Origin of the sequence: Paraburkholderia phytofirmans OLGA172 (genome assembly GCF_001634365.1) — a bacterium.
In the GTDB taxonomy this organism is placed as follows: Bacteria; Pseudomonadota; Gammaproteobacteria; order Burkholderiales; family Burkholderiaceae; genus Paraburkholderia.
Map to the genome: position 1 here is coordinate 2,071,227 of NZ_CP014578.1, position 18,326 is coordinate 2,089,552.

8 protein-coding genes are annotated in these 18,326 nt (G+C 58.2%); 5 read left to right on the forward strand and 3 right to left on the reverse strand.

The genetic code is table 11. From position 1 onward, the window contains the following. The first annotated feature begins 209 nt into the window (after nucleotides 1–209). Together AYM40_RS08890 and AYM40_RS08895 are read left to right on the forward strand one after the other, a co-directional pair. Nucleotides 210–1,061 carry a lipid A biosynthesis lauroyl acyltransferase gene (locus tag AYM40_RS08890; RefSeq protein ID WP_236720926.1) on the forward strand — a complete coding sequence of 284 codons (852 nt, stop codon included), beginning with the start codon at nucleotides 210–212 and terminating at the stop codon, nucleotides 1,059–1,061. Between the two features lie 327 nt (nucleotides 1,062–1,388). Beyond that, entirely contained in the window at nucleotides 1,389–9,743 is an 8,355-nt protein-coding gene (locus AYM40_RS08895; RefSeq protein ID WP_063495899.1) for a cytotoxic necrotizing factor Rho-activating domain-containing protein, read from the forward strand. Nucleotides 9,744–9,920: 177 nt separating this feature from the next. On the opposite strand, the gene AYM40_RS08900 is transcribed toward AYM40_RS08895, so the two are convergent. The 3 genes from AYM40_RS08900 to AYM40_RS08910 are packed head-to-tail and all read right to left on the reverse strand — an operon-like array spanning nucleotide 9,921 to nucleotide 15,770. Then, nucleotides 9,921–11,399: an efflux transporter outer membrane subunit gene (locus AYM40_RS08900; protein ID WP_063495900.1), complete on the reverse strand. Its 1,479-nt coding sequence runs from the start codon at nucleotides 11,397–11,399 to the stop codon at nucleotides 9,921–9,923. Between the two features lie 4 nt (nucleotides 11,400–11,403). Further along, nucleotides 11,404–14,526 (reverse strand): efflux RND transporter permease subunit, encoded by a 3,123-nt coding sequence (locus AYM40_RS08905; RefSeq protein ID WP_063495901.1) that lies wholly within the window; start codon nucleotides 14,524–14,526, stop codon nucleotides 11,404–11,406. Further along, nucleotides 14,523–15,770, reverse strand: coding sequence for an efflux RND transporter periplasmic adaptor subunit (locus tag AYM40_RS08910; RefSeq protein ID WP_063495902.1), 1,248 nt, complete (start codon nucleotides 15,768–15,770; stop codon nucleotides 14,523–14,525). The genes AYM40_RS08905 and AYM40_RS08910 overlap by 4 nt, the downstream gene beginning before the upstream one ends. A gap of 219 nt (nucleotides 15,771–15,989) precedes the next feature. On the opposite strand from AYM40_RS08910, the gene AYM40_RS08915 reads away from it, so the two are divergent. The 3 genes from AYM40_RS08915 (at nucleotide 15,990) to AYM40_RS08925 (ending at nucleotide 18,158) form a co-directional block, all read left to right on the forward strand. Then, nucleotides 15,990–16,607 carry a TetR/AcrR family transcriptional regulator gene (locus tag AYM40_RS08915; RefSeq protein ID WP_063495903.1) on the forward strand — a complete coding sequence of 206 codons (618 nt, stop codon included), beginning with the start codon at nucleotides 15,990–15,992 and terminating at the stop codon, nucleotides 16,605–16,607. A 30-nt stretch (nucleotides 16,608–16,637) separates the two neighbouring features. After that, the gene (locus tag AYM40_RS43665) at nucleotides 16,638–16,748 is read left to right on the forward strand and encodes a hypothetical protein (protein ID WP_420488475.1); all 111 of its coding nucleotides are present in this window, start codon (nucleotides 16,638–16,640) and stop codon (nucleotides 16,746–16,748) included. Between the two features lie 360 nt (nucleotides 16,749–17,108). Further along, entirely contained in the window at nucleotides 17,109–18,158 is a 1,050-nt protein-coding gene (locus AYM40_RS08925) for a LysR family transcriptional regulator (RefSeq protein WP_063495905.1), read from the forward strand. Nucleotides 18,159–18,326 lie beyond the last annotated feature (168 nt).

The following is an 18,326-nucleotide window of genomic DNA, read 5'->3' on the forward strand; positions in this document are numbered from 1 at the left end:
GATTCCTAAGCGGGTTCGGCCCCCAGCACTGCTGCGTCTCGCCGCGAGCGAGGCGTTCATTTTCAAAAGTCGCACCGCGTGAGACCTGTTTGACGCGCGCGCATGCCACTTCGCTCGTGGGTAACTGTCAGGTTGCCGCGGCCGGTGTGTTTGTCATCCAGCATCCACCGGGCCGTTGCCTCTTGAAAAGTCGAATACTCATCTGTCTGATGACAGGTTTGCTGCGCGCGTTTGCTTTCCTGCCCTATGGCGTCGTCGCGCGCATCGGCACCGGCATCGGTGCGTTGCTGTACCGGATTCCTGGTGCGCGCCGGCGCGTCGTGCATACCAATCTGAAACTGTGTTTCCCCGACATGAGCGACGAGGCGCGCGAACGTCTCGCGCGCGCGCATTTCTGTCATGTGATCCGCAGTTATGTCGAGCGCGGCCCGCAATGGTTCGGCAATGCGCAGTCGCTGGCGCGCCTCGTCGAAGTGGAGAGTGCAATCGACCTCGGCGACATGCAAGGCCAGCCGACGATTTTTGTCGGCTTCCATTTTGTCGGTATCGAGGCGGGCTGCATGATGTATTCGACGCGGCACCCGGTTGCGTCGCTGTACACGCCGATGTCAAACCTCTTGCTCGACGCGATGGCCAGGCGGCAGCGCGGGCGCTTCGGCACGGAGATGATTCCGCGCAGCGATAGCGTGCGGCGCGCGTTGCGCGTCCTGCGCGAGGGCAAGCCGGTCATGCTGGCTGCCGATATGGACTTTGGGCTGCGGGATTCGGTGTTTGTGCCGTTTTTCGGCGTGCCGGCTTGCACGCTGACGTCCGTGTCGCGGATGGCGCGCGCGGGGAATGCGCGCGTGGTGCCGTTTGTGACTGAGGTCTTGCCGGATTACCGCGGCTATAAGCTGACTATTTTTGACGCACTAAGCGATTTTCCTTCGGATGATGTGACTGTCGACGCACGACGGATTACTGAGTTTCTCGAGACGCAAGTGCGACGGATTCCTGATCAATATTATTGGGTGCATAAGCGGTTCAAGAATCGGCCTGTGGGGGAGGCTGGGGTTTACTAGAAACAGAAACCGCGGGTAAGACATCGCGCCGCGCAGCATGCGGCGTTATCGTCCAACCCTTGTGCCGCAGCAGGCAGCGCGATATCGGATAGTCGCGGTGGCCCTATGCCGCATGTCGTGCGGCTACTTCCGACCGTAGCATGGTGGCGAAGTGCGGCTGTCGCGATCGTGCATGTCAATCCCGCTCAATTTGAGTCAATGCCTCGACCGCGCCCATTCCGCGTGGCGATGTCCAGACACGTCTGCTTGTCCATCACGTGATTCGTCTGCCACGACCGATCAACGCACGTTGCTGTCCGAAACACCATTCCAGACCCGAGGTCGGTTATGCGCAGCTATACGGAAGACGAACGTGTAGACGGTCGACAAAATGCCGGAACAAAAAAAAGGACAAGGAAGAGAGCCAGGAAGCGGACACGTACTGGTAACCGGGCGATCAGGGTAGCCGATCTCATCGGTCAGGACGGCGCGTGGAATTTCGATGAGTTCGATGCGGTGCCGTATCTGATCACGCAAATTCCTGGCTGGGCAGGGTCGGGACTAGCCCTGGAGGTCGAAGCGAACGGTATCCCTACGCAGCGATTCGGCGGCGATGGTGGTGATGCAATCCGTGTCAGGTTGAGAAACAATGGCTTGAGAGACGCGCACTACAGCGCGGTGGTGAACGGCACGGAAGTGCCGGTCCGCGACGATGGTAACTGTTTCTTCTACGCCGTCTGGGAGGCGTTGCAGGACCACCGGCACGAGGCTGCGGCACATCGCATCTTCAATGGGCGCGAGCCGCTCACGAGGCTTGAGGCTGCGCGCTATTTCCGCCGCGCAATCAGGGAATATGTTATTCAGAACCCGGAGCGGTTCAACGAAATAACGGGATCCCTGACAGGCGCGGACGAAGCGGAAGAGGTGTTTTTCGACGCGCCGGAACACGCCGAATGGTTGCCGGAGCCCGTCTCGCAGATGGCGAGTGCGTCCACGCGGAACAGGGCTGCTTCGACAGAACTGTCCCGCACGCTTTTTCATCTGGGCAATCAGGCGACGGACTGGATAGGCCAATCCGCGTTGACGAGAATCCTGTTTCAACAGCTCTCCGCCTTCTCGCCCGTACTCAGTTTCTACGCCTCATACGCTGTGAGTGCATATCGTCTCGTGACAGCACTGATCCGGCGCGACGTGCTCGACGGATTGATGCAGACGTTGCTGATGCTTCCGTACCAGCTCCTTTCTCCGCCAATGTGTTTGCTTGCCATTGCCGAGCAAACCAAACGGTATATCGACAGCGTACTCGGATGGGACGACATCCAGTCGCTCGACGCCGATGACAAGGACCAGCGTGAAACGATATACATGTGCGTGGGTATAGTTGCGCTGATCACGCAGTACCTCTATTTCAAGCGCACGAAAATCGCGTTTCCGGAAACCGAGCTGGGCAAGAAACTGGTGGGCATGTTCGGGCTGCTCAAGCGCGCGACGCAAGGTTATGCGGTTTTGCAAACGCTGGTCGATACAGTGCCCGTGCCGAGCACGACCGAGCCTAATGCCGTTGTTGACCCCAATGCGCTTGGCTATGATCCGCATGACTACCGGGTGCAGAAGAGTGCGGCGGAAAAGCAATGGCAGAGGCGGCATGCGCGAATCCAGAAGCGGCTTGCGATAGTCGAGAGGCAGGAGCAACTCGCTGAGATCAGATCTCGAGCATCGAAGGCTGCGGGCGGAGCGAGCAATGGCGATACGGGCACGCCTGCACCGGCCAGGTCGGGGGCCGCAGACGCGGCTGTCTCGAAGCCGCTAATCGTGGCGGGAGCGGTCGCCGCCAGTCATACCGTTGTGAACATGGGCGCGGGCGCGGCGGATGTCGTCGAGCGTTCGGCATTGCTGGCTGACCAGGAAATCGCTGCGGTCGCGACGACGTCCCGAGTTCAATCGCTCGTGAGGAAGAGTCCGCTGGCGGGGGGCGTCGTCGGGGCAGCGGCGGCGGCCGGGTACGGGCTATATCGGCTCGTGATCTGGCTGGAACAGGTCTACGGTGCTCAGGACCCGGTTCCCGATGTGAACGCCGGCATGGCCTCGCAGGCCGTTGCCTCGGGCAATCAAACGAATTCATCGTATGGGCGAACAGAATATACGTCGCAGAAAAGCCCCCATCCGGACCTAACGCAGCCGCCGCTCAATGAACTGGCCCAGGTGACTGATGGCGTGAGCCAGACGATCCACGAGCCGTGGCCGTTCGACACGCTTCCTGACGAAATGGTGAACGATTTCGTCGTGAAGCTGACGCAGGCGGACGCCGATTTTCTCGCGGTCGGACAACCTGGTGGCACGGATGCAGCCGAGCTGAGTCCGGAAGAAATGGACTTTGTCCTGCACACATCGGAAGAGTGGATGGCAGATGGCGCAGAGGCTGAACCATCCTCATTGCAAAGGCAACGTAGATCTGCGGATGCCGACGAGCGATCCTCGCGTGTGACCCGTGTCACGCATGAGCTGGATTCCTGGATATCGAGCAATTGGCCTGTTTCAGATTCTTTTCACCCGGATAGCGAAGACGAGATGACACGCGCAGGTGAGGGTGTCTATCGGGCAGGAAACGGCAACGCGTACCTTTTAGTGGGGGGCGGCTACTGGAAATTCGAGGATCAAGGACTCGTTTTCGGCAAACTGGTCAACGAGAAAAGCGGTGGCAGTTTCACGCTGCAGCGCTCCAGTCCGAACTTTATCTGGGGATTTGGAAAAGGAGACCGAGCCGCCCTGAATCTTGGCCCGATTCCCGACGTCGACATACCCAAACCGGCAGTGATTTCTGCCAGCCTGATTTCCCAGGTAGAAAAGGATTGGGCAGGTGAGGGCGCAGGGACGACGCCGCGCGGCGGCTTCCGGTTTTTGGATGGTCTGTTTCAGGACAGGGAACGGAATCTGTTTCTGGTAGTGAATAATATTTATTGGCCGTTCAGGTTTATGGCCGATAAAACGATGGGGGAAATATGCCATGGCACGAAAGGGTGCCTCAATGTGCTGTTCGATGGTGGCGAGTGGTGCGCTCAAAGCGAGACTATCGAGCGTCTGCCGGCGAAAGAGCACGTAATAGATGGTCTCTTTCTCTATGCTGTTTATAGCGATAGTGTTCAAAATAACCTAAAGAAAATAATAAAAACAATAATGCTCGACAGGGTTGAGATAAGATATTCAGATTTTCTGAATGCCGTGAGAATCCAGCTTGAGGCATGGTTTGAAAAGGAATCTCAGGCTGCCTTTTCGCCTGAGATTCCAGAAATCATGCTGGCAAAAAGTGAAATAGAGAACCGGATTCATGGCGTTAAATATCAGGGGCGCCGGGATTGGCGGGAAGTCCCGCGGCCGGCACTGGAATACTATAACGAGGAAATTCGTGACGCATTGGTTAATGACTACCAGAATTCGCTTTCATCGGAACGCGTCGATAAAGATCTTTTTACTGAAGCATTGTTGGACCAGGAAGCTGGAACCAGATTTTTGCTGGTTCGAAAGGATATCAGCAGAAAAATAGTAAAAATCGATGTGAAAGCACGAATCCTCAGAGAAGAAATTATTGCCATGGCCGGAAAGATGCAAACCACGGCTGCGGAGTTGCAGAGTGCGCAAACGTTGAGCGATTTTATAAATGACAGTAGTGCTGATATGAATGTTCTTTTGCCTGAATCATTTATTCTAAAGTCATCTTTAGAAAATAAGATAGTGCAATACAGGAAGTTGCACTGGGATCTTGGTTTGCGGCGTTCGGGAAAATCGATTGAGTTAGGTGAACTGGGTCATCAACGAGAGCGTTTGAAGAAAGAACTCCGCGATTATGATTCGAGCGTTCAGGTCGAGGAGGAAAAATTTCTGGCATATCAAAAAGGGATCGTATCAGCCATATTGGGAATTGGAAGCATTTTTTTTAAAGCAAGGCCTGCTAACGATGTCGATAGTCAATTGCGAGCTAGTCGCATTGCGTACCTTTCGGTGTTGTTCAACCAGTCTTCCCAGCAACTTAGGCTGGCTGGAGTCGAGCGTGTTGCCTACAGTAGGGAAGAGTTGAAACAACTCCACGCGTCGGATGCCGCGATGCATTATTTGCATGAAATTCTTCCTACGCTCCAAGAGTATATTGCGTTGCAACACAGTCTGCCATTAGAAAAAATAAGGGAAATACCGTTGCGTCACGACTATCGCGACATCCTTGCTGCCCAGATTGAAACCGCCCGGTTCTATTTGTCGAAGGTAGAGGGACGCACGGATGAGATTCCAGAGGAAGCGGCGTTGGCTGCTTATTTTGAAAAATTGGAATCGCATGCTGTTGCAGACGGTTGGTTTGTTCGAACGGCGGCATTTATATACCGGAAAATTGAATGTCCGGAATCCGCAGTCGAACCAGGGCGTTTCCATCCTGATCAGGTGATATTGAAATTTTTAACCGACAAATCGAAAATGGGGCCGTTTGGTTCGCTTGGGATGCAGCCCGATGGCTATGTCCCATTTGCTGGTTTTAAGGATAGTAAAAATTTCCTTACTCAACGTGAATTCACGGATCAATTTGCTGATTATGTTGATAAATATAGCAAGTATGAGTCCGCGGTGGTGTCTACTTCCATGATGATATCGTCGGGGCTGTCCCTTCTCCAGATGTACGGAAACTTCGTTGAATTTTATCGGTTTGATTTTCAGGATGTCAGGACGCTATCCAAGGTTGCTGGCGGTTTGTCGTTCGTCAAACTGCATAATGGCGACTGGTTGATGGTGGCATGTCTCACCGGTGCGGTGATGGTGAAATACATCGAAGATCGGGAAATGGCAAGTAATTTGTACTTGAACGAAATAAGGACCGACCCCTACCGCCGGCGGTACATGGGTGGAAAGGAGTTATTTAATATTTATGACTATAATTTCAATATGCCATTCAAAGGTCCGAAAATCACATCTGATCGCGATGTAATGCGCTGGGATGATTTGAGAAAAATTCTGATTATTCCACTTTTTGGAAATAACACGGCTCTAAACAACCCGAACAGGCCGCTTAGGCTCGTTGCGTTCAAGTCAAAAATAGACCGGGAAGTGAGCGGCCTGCTGCTGGATGAAATAAAGAAATATGTCAATGAAAATATCGACGAAATGGCCGTGGCGGCGAAGAACACTCTTTACATTCCATCGTTCTGGCAAAAGCTGGCGATTATGTTTGTACCTTTTTATGGCGAAATTTATACCTCCGAGACTGATAGAAAGTATTCGCCAAACATAAGTCAACTGATATTTGATAGCCTCACCGTTTTTGCCGCATTGGGCTCGATGATCCTTTCCGGTGTCGCAGTGACCAAAAATCTGTTCGACCAGATTGCTAACGCAGTCTGGGCCGCGCGCGCGGGCGGATTAACCGGTAGTGCCCTCGTCAAGTCTGTCTTGACCAGGTTACCAGGTTTAGGCCTGATGGCTCTGAAGGAGAGTATGCGCATTGTGGCGTGGGGACTGTATGATTTGCTTGAACCTGTCCCGTTGAAAAGCTTGGCTGGTCCGGTCCTTAAGGGATTGTTGAAGCCGTCAAAACTGCGGCCGGGGCGTGGTTTGAACGAATTCGCGGACGCGGTTTTCGTTCCGCCCGCTCGTACTTTCGGGGCGGGGGGAGGCATAAACAAAGTGTGGCGGGCAGATAACATCAAGCTGAATGACCTGATTGAAGGGAGTGGACCGCTTGATAGGGGGGTGTACCGTGCCCAGACTTCAGCGAACCCCGCACCGCAGGACTCCTTTGGCTACGTAGAAATCGACTCGATGGTGTATCGGGTTGATTGGGATAACTATGCAGGAACCTGGCGGGTGATGGATCCCGACCATCCCGGCCAGCTTGGCCATGGAATTCCAGTTAGGCGATCGCAGGATAATCGGTGGATTAAGCATGATGGTTTGCCGGCGCAGGGCGCGAGTTCTTCTTTAGTTGACGCAGGAAAAAATGTTGAATTGAAAGGCGGGGATATAAGCCCGCTCGCGGGAAAAGGCGTGCTCTTTGGAAAAATCACACGGACTCCCGATGTCGAGTTTACCTTTGTGCGAAATGATGCCGTCACGGACACAACGGCGACACCTGCTCGAAAGTTTTCGATGGCGGAAGTAACGGATGAGAATGGGGCATTGCACGGCGTTATCGAGACCTGGAGCGGAGAGCAAGTCACGTCCAAAGCGAGGAATGGTCCTGCTCTTGGACTGTGGGGAGATAAATTTTCTCTTGACGCCGATTTCAGCGTGATGGAGGTCTCTAACGGTAAATCCGGGACGGTGGGTATCAGCATTCCGTTCGATCAGCTACGGGAAGGAAAGCCGATCGTTATTTCGTCAGGTGAATTAACTGGCTGCTCAATGATTTATGCAGTCGACGACAATAAATTCTATGCCTATCATGCGGGACAATCGCCCGGAGATTCAAAGTGGTTAACAGGCAAGCATGGCGCCGCGAGCATTTATAAAGCACACCTTTCGCTGACGGGTAAGTCTTTGCCAGACGTCCAGATTGCTCCCGGAAATATTCGGGATAAAAACGGAATGGTGCGGCTTGACTGTGACGAATTGCTTGACAACGCTGGAACGTCATTGCGCGGTAACGATGTGCTGGTCGACATGATTTCGACCTATCATAAGGGGACGATAAACTATTTCGGAAAATATATTCCAGGCGAAGTGGATGCGATGGTGACTAATGCGAAGGCCAATGTCAATAGTTTCGATTATAATAAAATAAAATCGGATCCCTATGGTTCTCGTGTTGGTATTGCGTATGCACTGCTGGTAAAGAAAAGCGGAAGAGTGAAAGTCGCCACTTATTCAGAAGATATGTCGATTCTAATGAAGAATGGGGAGATTAATTATAATGTGCTGGATAATTCTGAATATGTTCTGAACGATTTCGAAGAAGATTTCAATGCGAGAACGTTCGAGCCTGCCAGATCCATCGATGTTTCCACTATTCCGCGTGGGGAGAATGTTGAGCGCATAAAAGAGATTCTGGACCTGCTGTTGAAATACAGCACCGAAATTACTGGTTCAGTGAGGCGTTCATCCAATGGTTTTAAAGGCTCTGTGCGGCGGCTGTCGGATTTATTCGAAGGCGGCAAAAAAAGTGAATTCGCAAATAATTTTAATCCCGTTGGGATACCTCAGGAAGCTGTGGAGAAACTCGAAGAGTTGCGCAACCTTGTCAGTGAAGGAAGTGTTTCAACTTATGTCCGGGCGATGAATTATTGGGAAAATGCCGGGGCAATGAGCGAGAGATACTTTGTGTTCATACTGGACTTGACAAACCTGAAGTTTGTGATAGATGCCACGGCCGGACAGTTATCTGCTCATCCCATTGCCGGCCCTCTTGTGGAGAGCGAAGAGGACTGGGTGATCAGGTATCAAAAGGCCTTGGAGAATACAACGGTAACCATTAAGTACAAGGATTTCGCTACGTACGAAGAAGCGCTGGAATTCAGTCCGGCTTACCCGGTGGAAGCCCGGACTTTTATCGACAATGCTATTTTGCTGCGGGAGGCTGACTGGTATCGGCAGGAGCGGGCGTCTCCGGGTGATGTGTCGCCGGCCCTCGCTATACAAGGCGACTTCGGACCTGAACCCACTGAGTCTGGAGTCGAAGACGCTCCTGCGGCTGTCGACGACATGCCGCACGCATTCACAGGCGTACTGGGTGCTGATCAAGCGAGTCTGACCTTGTCGTGGACCGCTCCTGCAAACCGGCCGGTGGCTTACTATTTGTATCGCGGCCACACGCAGCTCGCAACTTTACCTGGCGACGCGACTTCGTATGTCGATAACGAGTTTGGCGAAATAACGAACGGCAACTACGCGTCCTATTACGTATTGGTCACGAAGCGCGTTCTCACTATGATTCCGGTGCATGTCAAACTCACCTACCTGCGGCCTGACTCAGACCTTGCAAGCGGGTTGATTCACTTTTTCTCATTCGATGATGGGTTGGCCGATGTGATTGTGCCGGGCGTATCCGTTCAACCTTTCGATATCGCCTCGGAAGCGTTCCATACGCAAGTTGCCGACCGTTTCCGCGGCCAGGCCATGCAGGTCACGTCGCAGAATATAAACGAAGGTGCGTTGAATGGCATGAAACTCGCCGACGACATCAGCACTCACCCGCAATTCTCGATTGGCTTCTGGTTTAACTCGAACGGAGTACAGAACGATTCACCTGTGCTCGGCAACAAGGACTGGGCCTCGGTCCAGAATGCCGGATTTATGGTATCGCATCTCCGCAATGGCATGTTCCAGTTCAACATCGGCGACGGCAGCAAGGGGGTGGATAAGGTGATCGGATTCCTGGATACCGGGTGGGTTTATGTGGCGATGACTGTCGATACCGGCGCACGCATGGCAACGGCGTATGTTTTCGATCCTGTCGACGGCTTGCGGACCGTAAAGTTGAGCCTTGTCGGCATCGACGTGGAAAAGATCCGCGGCGTCTACTCAACCATTGGTTTCAACGAAGATGCGCGCGGTGACTACTACTCGAGAGGCCAAGGTGTGCCGGGCACGATGGTTTACGACGAAGTCGCCATGTGGAACCGTGTGCTGACCGAGCAGGAGGTATTGTCGCTGTCCACGCCGACGCGTTCACTGTCGGTATCGCAGCCTGGTCCGGACGAAGTTGTTTTTGTCAATCGACCGCGGTTGTAGCACACAGTGGCGTCCGGCGACACGCTGTCGAGCATCGCCGACAAGTACTACGGGGCTGCGGAAAGTGGCCGTTGATTTGCGAGGCCAATCGGGCAATCCTGAAGAACCCATCCTTGATCTATTCAGGGCAGGTGTTGACGATTCCGGCGGCATAGGAGGGGTGCCGGATCGCTGCGATCAGTCGACTTGAACGGCGGATGGCTCCGACGCCAACGGCGGATTCCCCATCGCCTGGAACAAGGCTGCCGTGTCCGTCAGTCGCGCGCTCGTATAGCGGATCTCATCAAGCTGCGCGTTGCGGAACTGCTGCTCGCTCGACCGTGTCGACGCGATCGGTAACGCGCCCAGCCGGTAGCGTGCCGCAGTATCGTCAAAAATTCCCTGCGCCGAGCGCGCGGCAAAGCTCGCCGCGTCAAGCGCCTGCGCGTCGTGCTGCAGCGCTGCGAGCGTATCGGCGACGTTCTGGAATGCGGCCAGCACGGTCTGTTTGTATTGCGAAACCGTAGCGTCATAGGTGTCGACCGCCGCACGGCGCTGAGCGAACAGGGCGCCGCCATGAAACAGCGGTTGCGACAATGACGCGCCAATACTCCAGATCGCCCCGGCGCCGGACAGCGCCACCGGCCAGCTAAAGCCGCCTTGTCCCATCGATGCACTCAGCGAGAGGCTCGGGAACATCTGCGCCGTCGCGACGCCGACATCGGCAGCCGCGGCCTTCAGGGCGGCGTCCGCGGCCTGAATGTCGGGCCGGGTGCGCAGCAGCTCGGATGGCACCACCACCGGTACCTGTTCAGGCACATGCAGTTGCGCAAGATCGAGGTCGCCCGGTGCCGCATCCGGCGTGCGGCCAAGCAGCACCGCCAGAGCATGACGCGTCGTCAGCCATTGCTGCTTCAAACCCGGCAAACTTGCCGACAGGCTCGCCGCGCTCTGTTGCGCGCTCAACTGATCGGCGTGCGAGACCGCGCCCAAGGCGTAGCGCCGTTGCGTGTCGCGCGCCTGATCGTTGGCAATTGTCACGAGCCGCTCCGTCGTGTCGATCTGCGCACGCAATGCCGCGCTCGTGATCGCCGCCGTCACGATGTTGGCCGCCAGCGCGCGACGCGCGGCATCGAACTGATACGCCTGCACATTCACGCGGGCAGCGAGCGCCGCATCGGCGAGGCGCGAGGCGCCGAACAGGTCGAACGTATAGTGCGCCTGTAACTGACCGACGAAGACGTTGTACAGGAACGTATTCGGACCGGCCTCGGGAATCGCCAGCGCACGATTGCGGGTGGCCTGGCCGCCTGCGTCGATGGTCGGCAGCAGCGAACTGCCGATCTGCGCGCGCAGTTGCTCGCGCGCTGCAGCCAGGCTCTTTTCGGTCGAGGCAAGCGTCGGGCTGTTGCGCAAGCCTTCGTCGACCAGTGCGTTCAGCGCCTCCGATTGATAAAGCTTCCACCATTCGGGCACCGGCTTCGCACCGACCACGAATTGCTGGGTGATGCCTTGTGCGGGCACGGTTTGCGTCGGCTGCGCTTCGGCGCCGTAGTGAGCCGGTTGCGGCATGGCGGGCGGCTCGCCGTTCGGGCCGAACGAACAGGCAGCCAGCGCCAGCACGGCGCCGCTGAGAAGCGCGAGGCGCAGGTGCCGAGGGAATGGAAGGGTAGTCATGATCTCAGTTCCCCGAGTGCGCCGTGCCGGACGGCGCCGGCGGCTCGCGCTCGTCGTCGCGCACTCTGAACGACATCGCGTACAGGGCCGGCAGATAGAACAGCGTAAGGATGGTTGCGCTCGTGATGCCGCCCATCAGCGCGGTCGCCATCGGACCGAAGAAGTTCGAGCGCAACAGCGGAATCAGCGCAAGCACGGCGGCGGCCGCGGTCAGCGTGATCGGCCGGAAGCGCCGCACCGTCGCGCCGACGATCGCGTCGAAGCGCTTATGTCCCGCGGCAATGTCCTGCTCGATCTGATCGACCAGAATCACCGAGTTGCGCATGATGATGCCGAACATCGCGATCACCCCGAGCATCGCGACGAAGCCGAACGGCTGGCCGAACAGCAGCAGCGTGAGGACCACGCCGATCAAGCCGAGCGGCGCGGTCAGCACCACCATCAGCACCCGCGCGAAACTCTGCAACTGGACCATCAGGAGCGTCAGCACGGCGATGACCATGATCGGAATCTGCGCGTTGATCGACGTTTGCCCCTTGCCGCTTTCCTCGACCGACCCGCCGATTTCGAGCCGGTAGCCGACCGGCAGCGTGCCGCGAATCTGGCTCAGCGCTTTATCGACGGCATGCGTGACGTCGATCCCTTGCGCGCCCGGGGCCACGTCGGACTGCACGGTGATGGTGGGTTGCCGGTCGCGTTCCCAGATCACGCCGTATTCGAGGTCGTTGCGCAGACGACCGAGCGTGCCAAGCGGCACCGGGCCGTTCGGCGTCGGCATCGCCAGTGTGATGAGCTTCGCGGGGTCGACGCGTTCCGCTTTGGGCGCGCGCAGATCGACGCTGATCAACTTGTCGCGCTCGCGATACTGCGTGACGGTGTAGCCGGAAAGCGTCATAGCGAGGAAGCTCGAAATGTCTTCTGAGCTCACGCCGAGTTCGCGTGCTTTCTTCTGATCGACTTCGAAGCGCACCGAGCGCTCGGCAGGCTCGTCCCAGTCGAACTGGACGTTGCGGGTGCCGCGCTCGGCGCGCATGGTCGCGGCGACGCGCTCGGCGATCGAGCGCACGGTGGCGATATCGTCGCCGCTTACCCGGAACTGCACGGGATAGCCGACCGGCGGCCCATTCTCGAGGCGCGACAGGCGTGTGCGGATCGCCGGAAAGTTATTGCGCAATTCCGCTTCGAGCCACTGTGCGAGCTTCTCACGATCCTTTACCGATTTCGCCGTGATCACGAATTGCGCGAAATTCGGCTGCGGCAATTGCTGATCGAGCGGCAGATAGAAACGCGGCGCACCGGTGCCGACGAAGTCCACCGTATGATCGATTTCCGGCCGGCCCACCAGCGCTTTCTCCAGCCGCTGTGCTTGCCGTAACGTCGCTTCGAATGACGCGCCTTCGGGCAGGCGCACGTCCACCAGCAACTCGGGACGGTCCGAGCTCGGGAAGAACTGCTGCGGCACTAGCGTGAAGCCTGCCATCGCCGCGACGAACAGCACGATAGTGATCGCCAGCACGACGAAACGCCGCTCGATGCACCAACCGATCCAGCCACGCAGCCGCTTATAGAAGCGCGTGTCGTAGATTTCATGTTCGTGATCGTCTGCTTCGTGTTCCTGACGTTTGCGCTCGGGCAGCATGTGATAGCCGAGCAGTGGAATCAGCACCACCGCCGCGAGCCACGACGCAATCAGCGCGATTGCCGACACTTCGAAGATCGAGCGCGTGTATTCGCCGGTGCTCGACTTCGCCAAGGCAATCGGCAGGAAGCCGGAGACGGTCACGAGCGTCCCGGTCAGCATCGGAAAAGCGGTGCTGGTGTATGCAAAGGCGGCAGCGCGCGTGCGGGTCCAGCCTTGCTCCAACTTCACTGACATCATTTCGACCGCGATGATCGCGTCGTCGACCAGCAGCCCCAAGGCCAGCACCAATGTGCCCAGCGACACCTTGTGCAAGCCGATGTCGAACAGGTACATGCACAGCGCCGTGACGGCGAGCACGACGGGTATCGAGATCACGACCACCATGCCGGTGCGCACGCCCAACGACAGCAGGCTGACCACCAGCACGATCGCAATCGCTTCGGCAACGGCCTCGAGAAAATCGTCGACAGAATGCGCAACTGCGTTCGGCATGCTCGACACTTCGACCAGGTGCAAGCCGGCGGGCAGGGTGGCCCGCAGCTTGAGCGTCTCCTGATCCAGCGCTTTGCCCAGACGAATCACATCGCCGCCCGGTTGCATCGTGACGCCGATGCCGAGCACCGCCTTGCCGCCCGAGCGCATTTGCGTGGCGACAGGATCGTCGTAACCGCGCTTGATGGTCGCGATGTCGCCGAGACGGAACGAGCGGTTGTTGATGCGGATCAGCGTGTCGGCGAGCGCGTTGACGTCCTTGAACTGGCCAGTGGGACGCACGAACACGCGGTCGTCGGTGGTGGTCAGCGTGCCCGCTGGCGAGATGCTGTTCTGAGAATTGATCGCCTGACCGAGTTGCTGCGGCGAGATGCCGAGGCGTGTGAGTTGCGTGTTGGCGATCTCGATGTAGATGTGCTGATCCGGATCGCCGAAATAATCGACCTTGCCGACGCCCGGCACGCGCAGCAGCACCGTGCGCAACTGGTCCGCATAGTCGTGCAGTTGCGCGGCGGAAAAGCCGTCGCCTTCAAGCGTGTAGATGTTGGTGTAGACGTCGCCGAATTCGTCGTTGAAGAACGGGCCTTGAATGCCTGGCGGCAGGGTCGCCGCGATATCGCCGACCTTCTTGCGCACCTGATACCAGGTTTCGGGCACGTCCTTGACCGGCGCCGAGTCTTTCATCGAGAAGAACATCAGCGATTCGCCGGGGCGCGAGTAACTGCGCACGAAATCGATGGTGGGTGTTTCCTGCAATTTCCGCCCGATGCGGTCGGTGACCTGTTCCTGCACCTGGCGCGCGGTCGCGCCGGGCCAGAAGGTGCGGATCACCATGACGCGGAATGTGAAGGGCGGGTCTTCCGATTGGGCGAGACGGGTATAGGCAAGGATACCGAACGCGGTCGCGAGCGCGATCAGGAAAACCACTAACGCCTGATGGCGCAGCGCCCATGCGGACAGGTTGAAGCGTCCTTCTTCATGCGTGGTGCTCATGAAGCGAAGTCCTCGGGATGCAGCGGCGGGATCACGTGGACTTTTTCGCCGGCGGTCACGGTATGCACGCCTTGCAGTACGACGCGGTCACCGTCCTTGAGCCCCAGGCCGATCACGATCGTGCGCTCGTTGTAGCGGGTGACCGTCACGCGGCGCAGTTCCAGCGTGCCGACGCCCGGCGTGCCGACGCCCGGCGCGTTATCCGCGGGACGCACGACCCACACGGCCGGCTGCGTGCCGTCGTGGAACAGGGCGGTGGCAGGCACCGTGAAGGAACTGCTCTGGCTCGCAGTGGGGTTGGCAGCGGAGTTGGCAGCTGGGTTCGCAGCCGAGTTCGCAGACGAGTTCGCAGCCGAGTCCGAGGGCGAAGGTGCGGAGAGCGCGATGTCGGCGGTCATGCCGAGGCGCACATCCGGGCCGGGATTGTCGAGCGTGAGCTTGGCGCGGTACGTGCGGCTTTGCGGATCGGCGGCGGGCGACAGTTCGCGCACGCGCGCGGTAAAGCTGCGGCCCGGCAGCGCGGCCAACGAGACCTTCGCGGTCTGCCCGATCGAGAGCGCGGCTAGCGCGCTTTCCGGCACGTCGCAGACCACGTCGATATCGCCGCTCCATGCGAGGTTGTAGACGGCCTGGCCTGCTGACACATTCTGGCCGGTGTCGGCCTGCTCGGCGGTGATCACACCGGCGTGATCGGCAATGAGCGTGGTGTACTGCAACTGGTCTTTCGACAACGCCGCCTGTTGCGCGGCCTGGTCGCGCTGCGCGGCGGCTGACGCGTACGCATTGGTGGTCTGTTCGAGCTGTGCGGGCGCGATCAGGTTTTCTTTCGCCTGGGCCTGGTCGCGCTCGAGTTGCTGCTTCGCATACACGAGACTGTGTTGCGCGGCTTCCAGTTGAGCCTGCGCGCTGGCGGCATTCTTCTGCGCATCTGCCGGATCGAGCCGGGCGACGATCTGCCCGTACTTTACTACGTCGCCCAAACGTACACGCCGTTCGATGATTTTTCCGCCGACGCGAAACGATAGCGGCGTGGAATAGCGCGCCTGCACTTCGCCAGGCAACGCTGCCGCAACCGTCGCGCTGCCGTCCGTATGCACGGCGACGGCGACCACCGGACGCGGCGCGGGCGCAGCCGCTTCTTGCTTCGAGCACGCGGCGAGCGTGACGATGCTGGCGAAAGCGAGGGCGAATGCTGCGCGGCGCAAGCGTGCGGAATGGGCATGCCGATGAAACTGCTGGCGCATCGCAGACGATGCGGGAGGACCGGGACGCTTCACAATTACCCCAACTGGAGACAGCGAACGAACACGGCAAGCCGCAGCGGCCCGCCAGCGAGGACGCGTGGGCCGAAACATGCAATTGGCATACGCATCCGACTTCGGATGAATAGATGAATTCTAATACACACATGTATCTGAATGTCGGCGTGAATTGGAATTCTTTTCGGTGCTAGACTTGCGCCCATGAAACGGCAACGACTTACACGCGAGCAGAGCAAGGACCAGACGCGCCAGCGTCTGCTTGACGCTGGGCAAGCGATTTTTATGAAGAAAGGCTTTGTCGCCGCGAGTGTCGAAGACATCGCCGGGGCGGCGGGTTATACACGCGGCGCGTTCTATTCGAACTTCCGCAGCAAGAACGAGTTGTTCCTCGAGCTACTGCGTCGCGACCACGAGACCATGCAGGCGGGGTTGCGGGCCATCTTCGAAAACGCGGCGTCGCGCGAAGAGATGGAAGAGCGCGTGCTGCGCTATTACAGCAGCTTGCATCGCGAGAACAAGTGCTTCCTGCTGTGGGTCGAGGCAAAGCTGCTTGCCGTGCGTGACGGCCGCTTCCGGATACGCTTTAACGCGTTCATGCACGAGAAGCTCGAACAGTTGAGCGCGTACATCCGCGAATTTTCGACGCGGGTCGGCACGCCGCTGCTGCTGCCGGCGGAGACGTTGGCGATGGGCTTGATGGGTTTGTGCGACGGCGTGCAGTTCTTCTACACGGTCGACCCGCAGAACGTGCCGGCCGAGATGGCTGAAACGGTGCTGGCGGGATTTTTCGCGCGCGTGGTGTTTGGGCGCGACGCGTAATCGATCAGATAGTGTGGCGAATGCCGGCGAATCAGCTCGCCGGCAACTGCGCGCAGGTGTCTGCAACCGGCGTGGCGCAGACGAAAGAATACTGCCCACTGGCGCGCAGGGCTTCCTCACCGACGTGCAGGACGACCTTGATGTCCGGGCACCGCTCGTAAGCGATGAAGGCCGAACAGGCCGCGGCGGACCAGCAAACCAGTGAAAATGCGATTTTTTCGAAAAGCTGAAAACGATGTGGCATGGCGATTAATTTCCTTTCGGGCGCTATGTTACCAGCGTATAAGGGTTTATACCTAGTTAAATATCCGCAATAAGCCTCGCAATAGTGTCGCGAGCGCCTCAGGAACCTGTCCGGATTGTCATGTTCAGGTCAGGGTTGGGACATGATCGGGTCGATACAATCGAATCGTTGGGCAAATCCGCGCGCGCCTTGTCGTGCGGGTCGACACAGGCGGCAGCGTTGCGCCGGCCCGGCTTTACCGAGGCAGGAGTCGTCCCATGAATCAATTGCAGTCGATGCGCGTATTCGTCAAGGTGGCCGACCTTGGCAGTTTCGTCGGCGCGGCTGGCGCGCTGGATCTTTCCACTGCCGTCGTCACGCGTCACGTCGCGGATCTGGAAGCGCGTCTCGGCACGCGGCTGCTCAATCGCACCACGCGCCGTCTTTCTCTCACCGAATCCGGCACAACCTATCTGGAACGCGTGCGCCACATTCTCGACGACCTTGAAGGCGTCGAGCAGATGGTGGTGGCGCGCAATCACGAACCGGTTGGAACGTTGCGCATCGTCGCGCCGGTGGTGTTCGGCCTGCATAGCCTCGCGCCGGTGGTGCAGTCGTACGCGGCGCGCTATCCGGATGTGATGCCCGACGTCACGCTGGCGGACCGCCACGTCGATCTGGTGGAAGAGGGGTTCGATGTGGGGATCATGGTCGCGCGGCAGATGCGCAGCGCGAGCATCGTCACGCGGCGTCTGACCACCGGTTATATGACAGTCTGCGCGACACCCGCTTATCTTGCGCAGCACGGCACCCCGGTCCGCCCCGAAGATTTGCTGGCGCATCCGTGTCTGAGCCGGCCTGCTGAGCAAGGTGGCGACGAGAAGGTATTCACCGGACCGGACGGCGAAGTGCGGGTAAGGCCCACCAACGCGATTGCGGCGAACAACACCGAGATGTTGCGGCAGTTCGCCCTGCTGGGTATGGGCGTGGCGATTTTGCCGAGCTATCTGATCGGGCGGGATCTGGCGTCCGGGCGCCTTGTGCCGTTGCTCGGCGACTACCGTCTGCCGCGAATCGAAATCACGATTGCTTATCCAAGCCGCCTTCATTTGCCGGCGAAAGTGCGCACCTTTATCGACCACCTGGTTGCGCATTTCCAGCAGACCGATGAGCACGCGCGCGATCCGCGCGCCACGATGCCGCGGCGTGCCGTCGCCGGCTCGCCGGCGTATCCCGATGATCTGCCGGTGTCTGCATTGCCGGGTGACGTGACGCGGCTGAAGCCCCGGACTTCGCGCGCGCGAAGCGTGGTGGCGTCGCCGCTTTGACGGGCGTGCGGCACGCAGGCGCCTCGCGCTTCAAGCGCGCCTTCGAATCGCTTTTGCCGACGCGATGGTGTCGTTAAAACCGCCGAAAGCGAATGGGATATTTATTACGTGCAGGATGCACGGACCTGAGAGAGCGAGCCCAGCTTATTACGTGCAGGAAGCACGGAC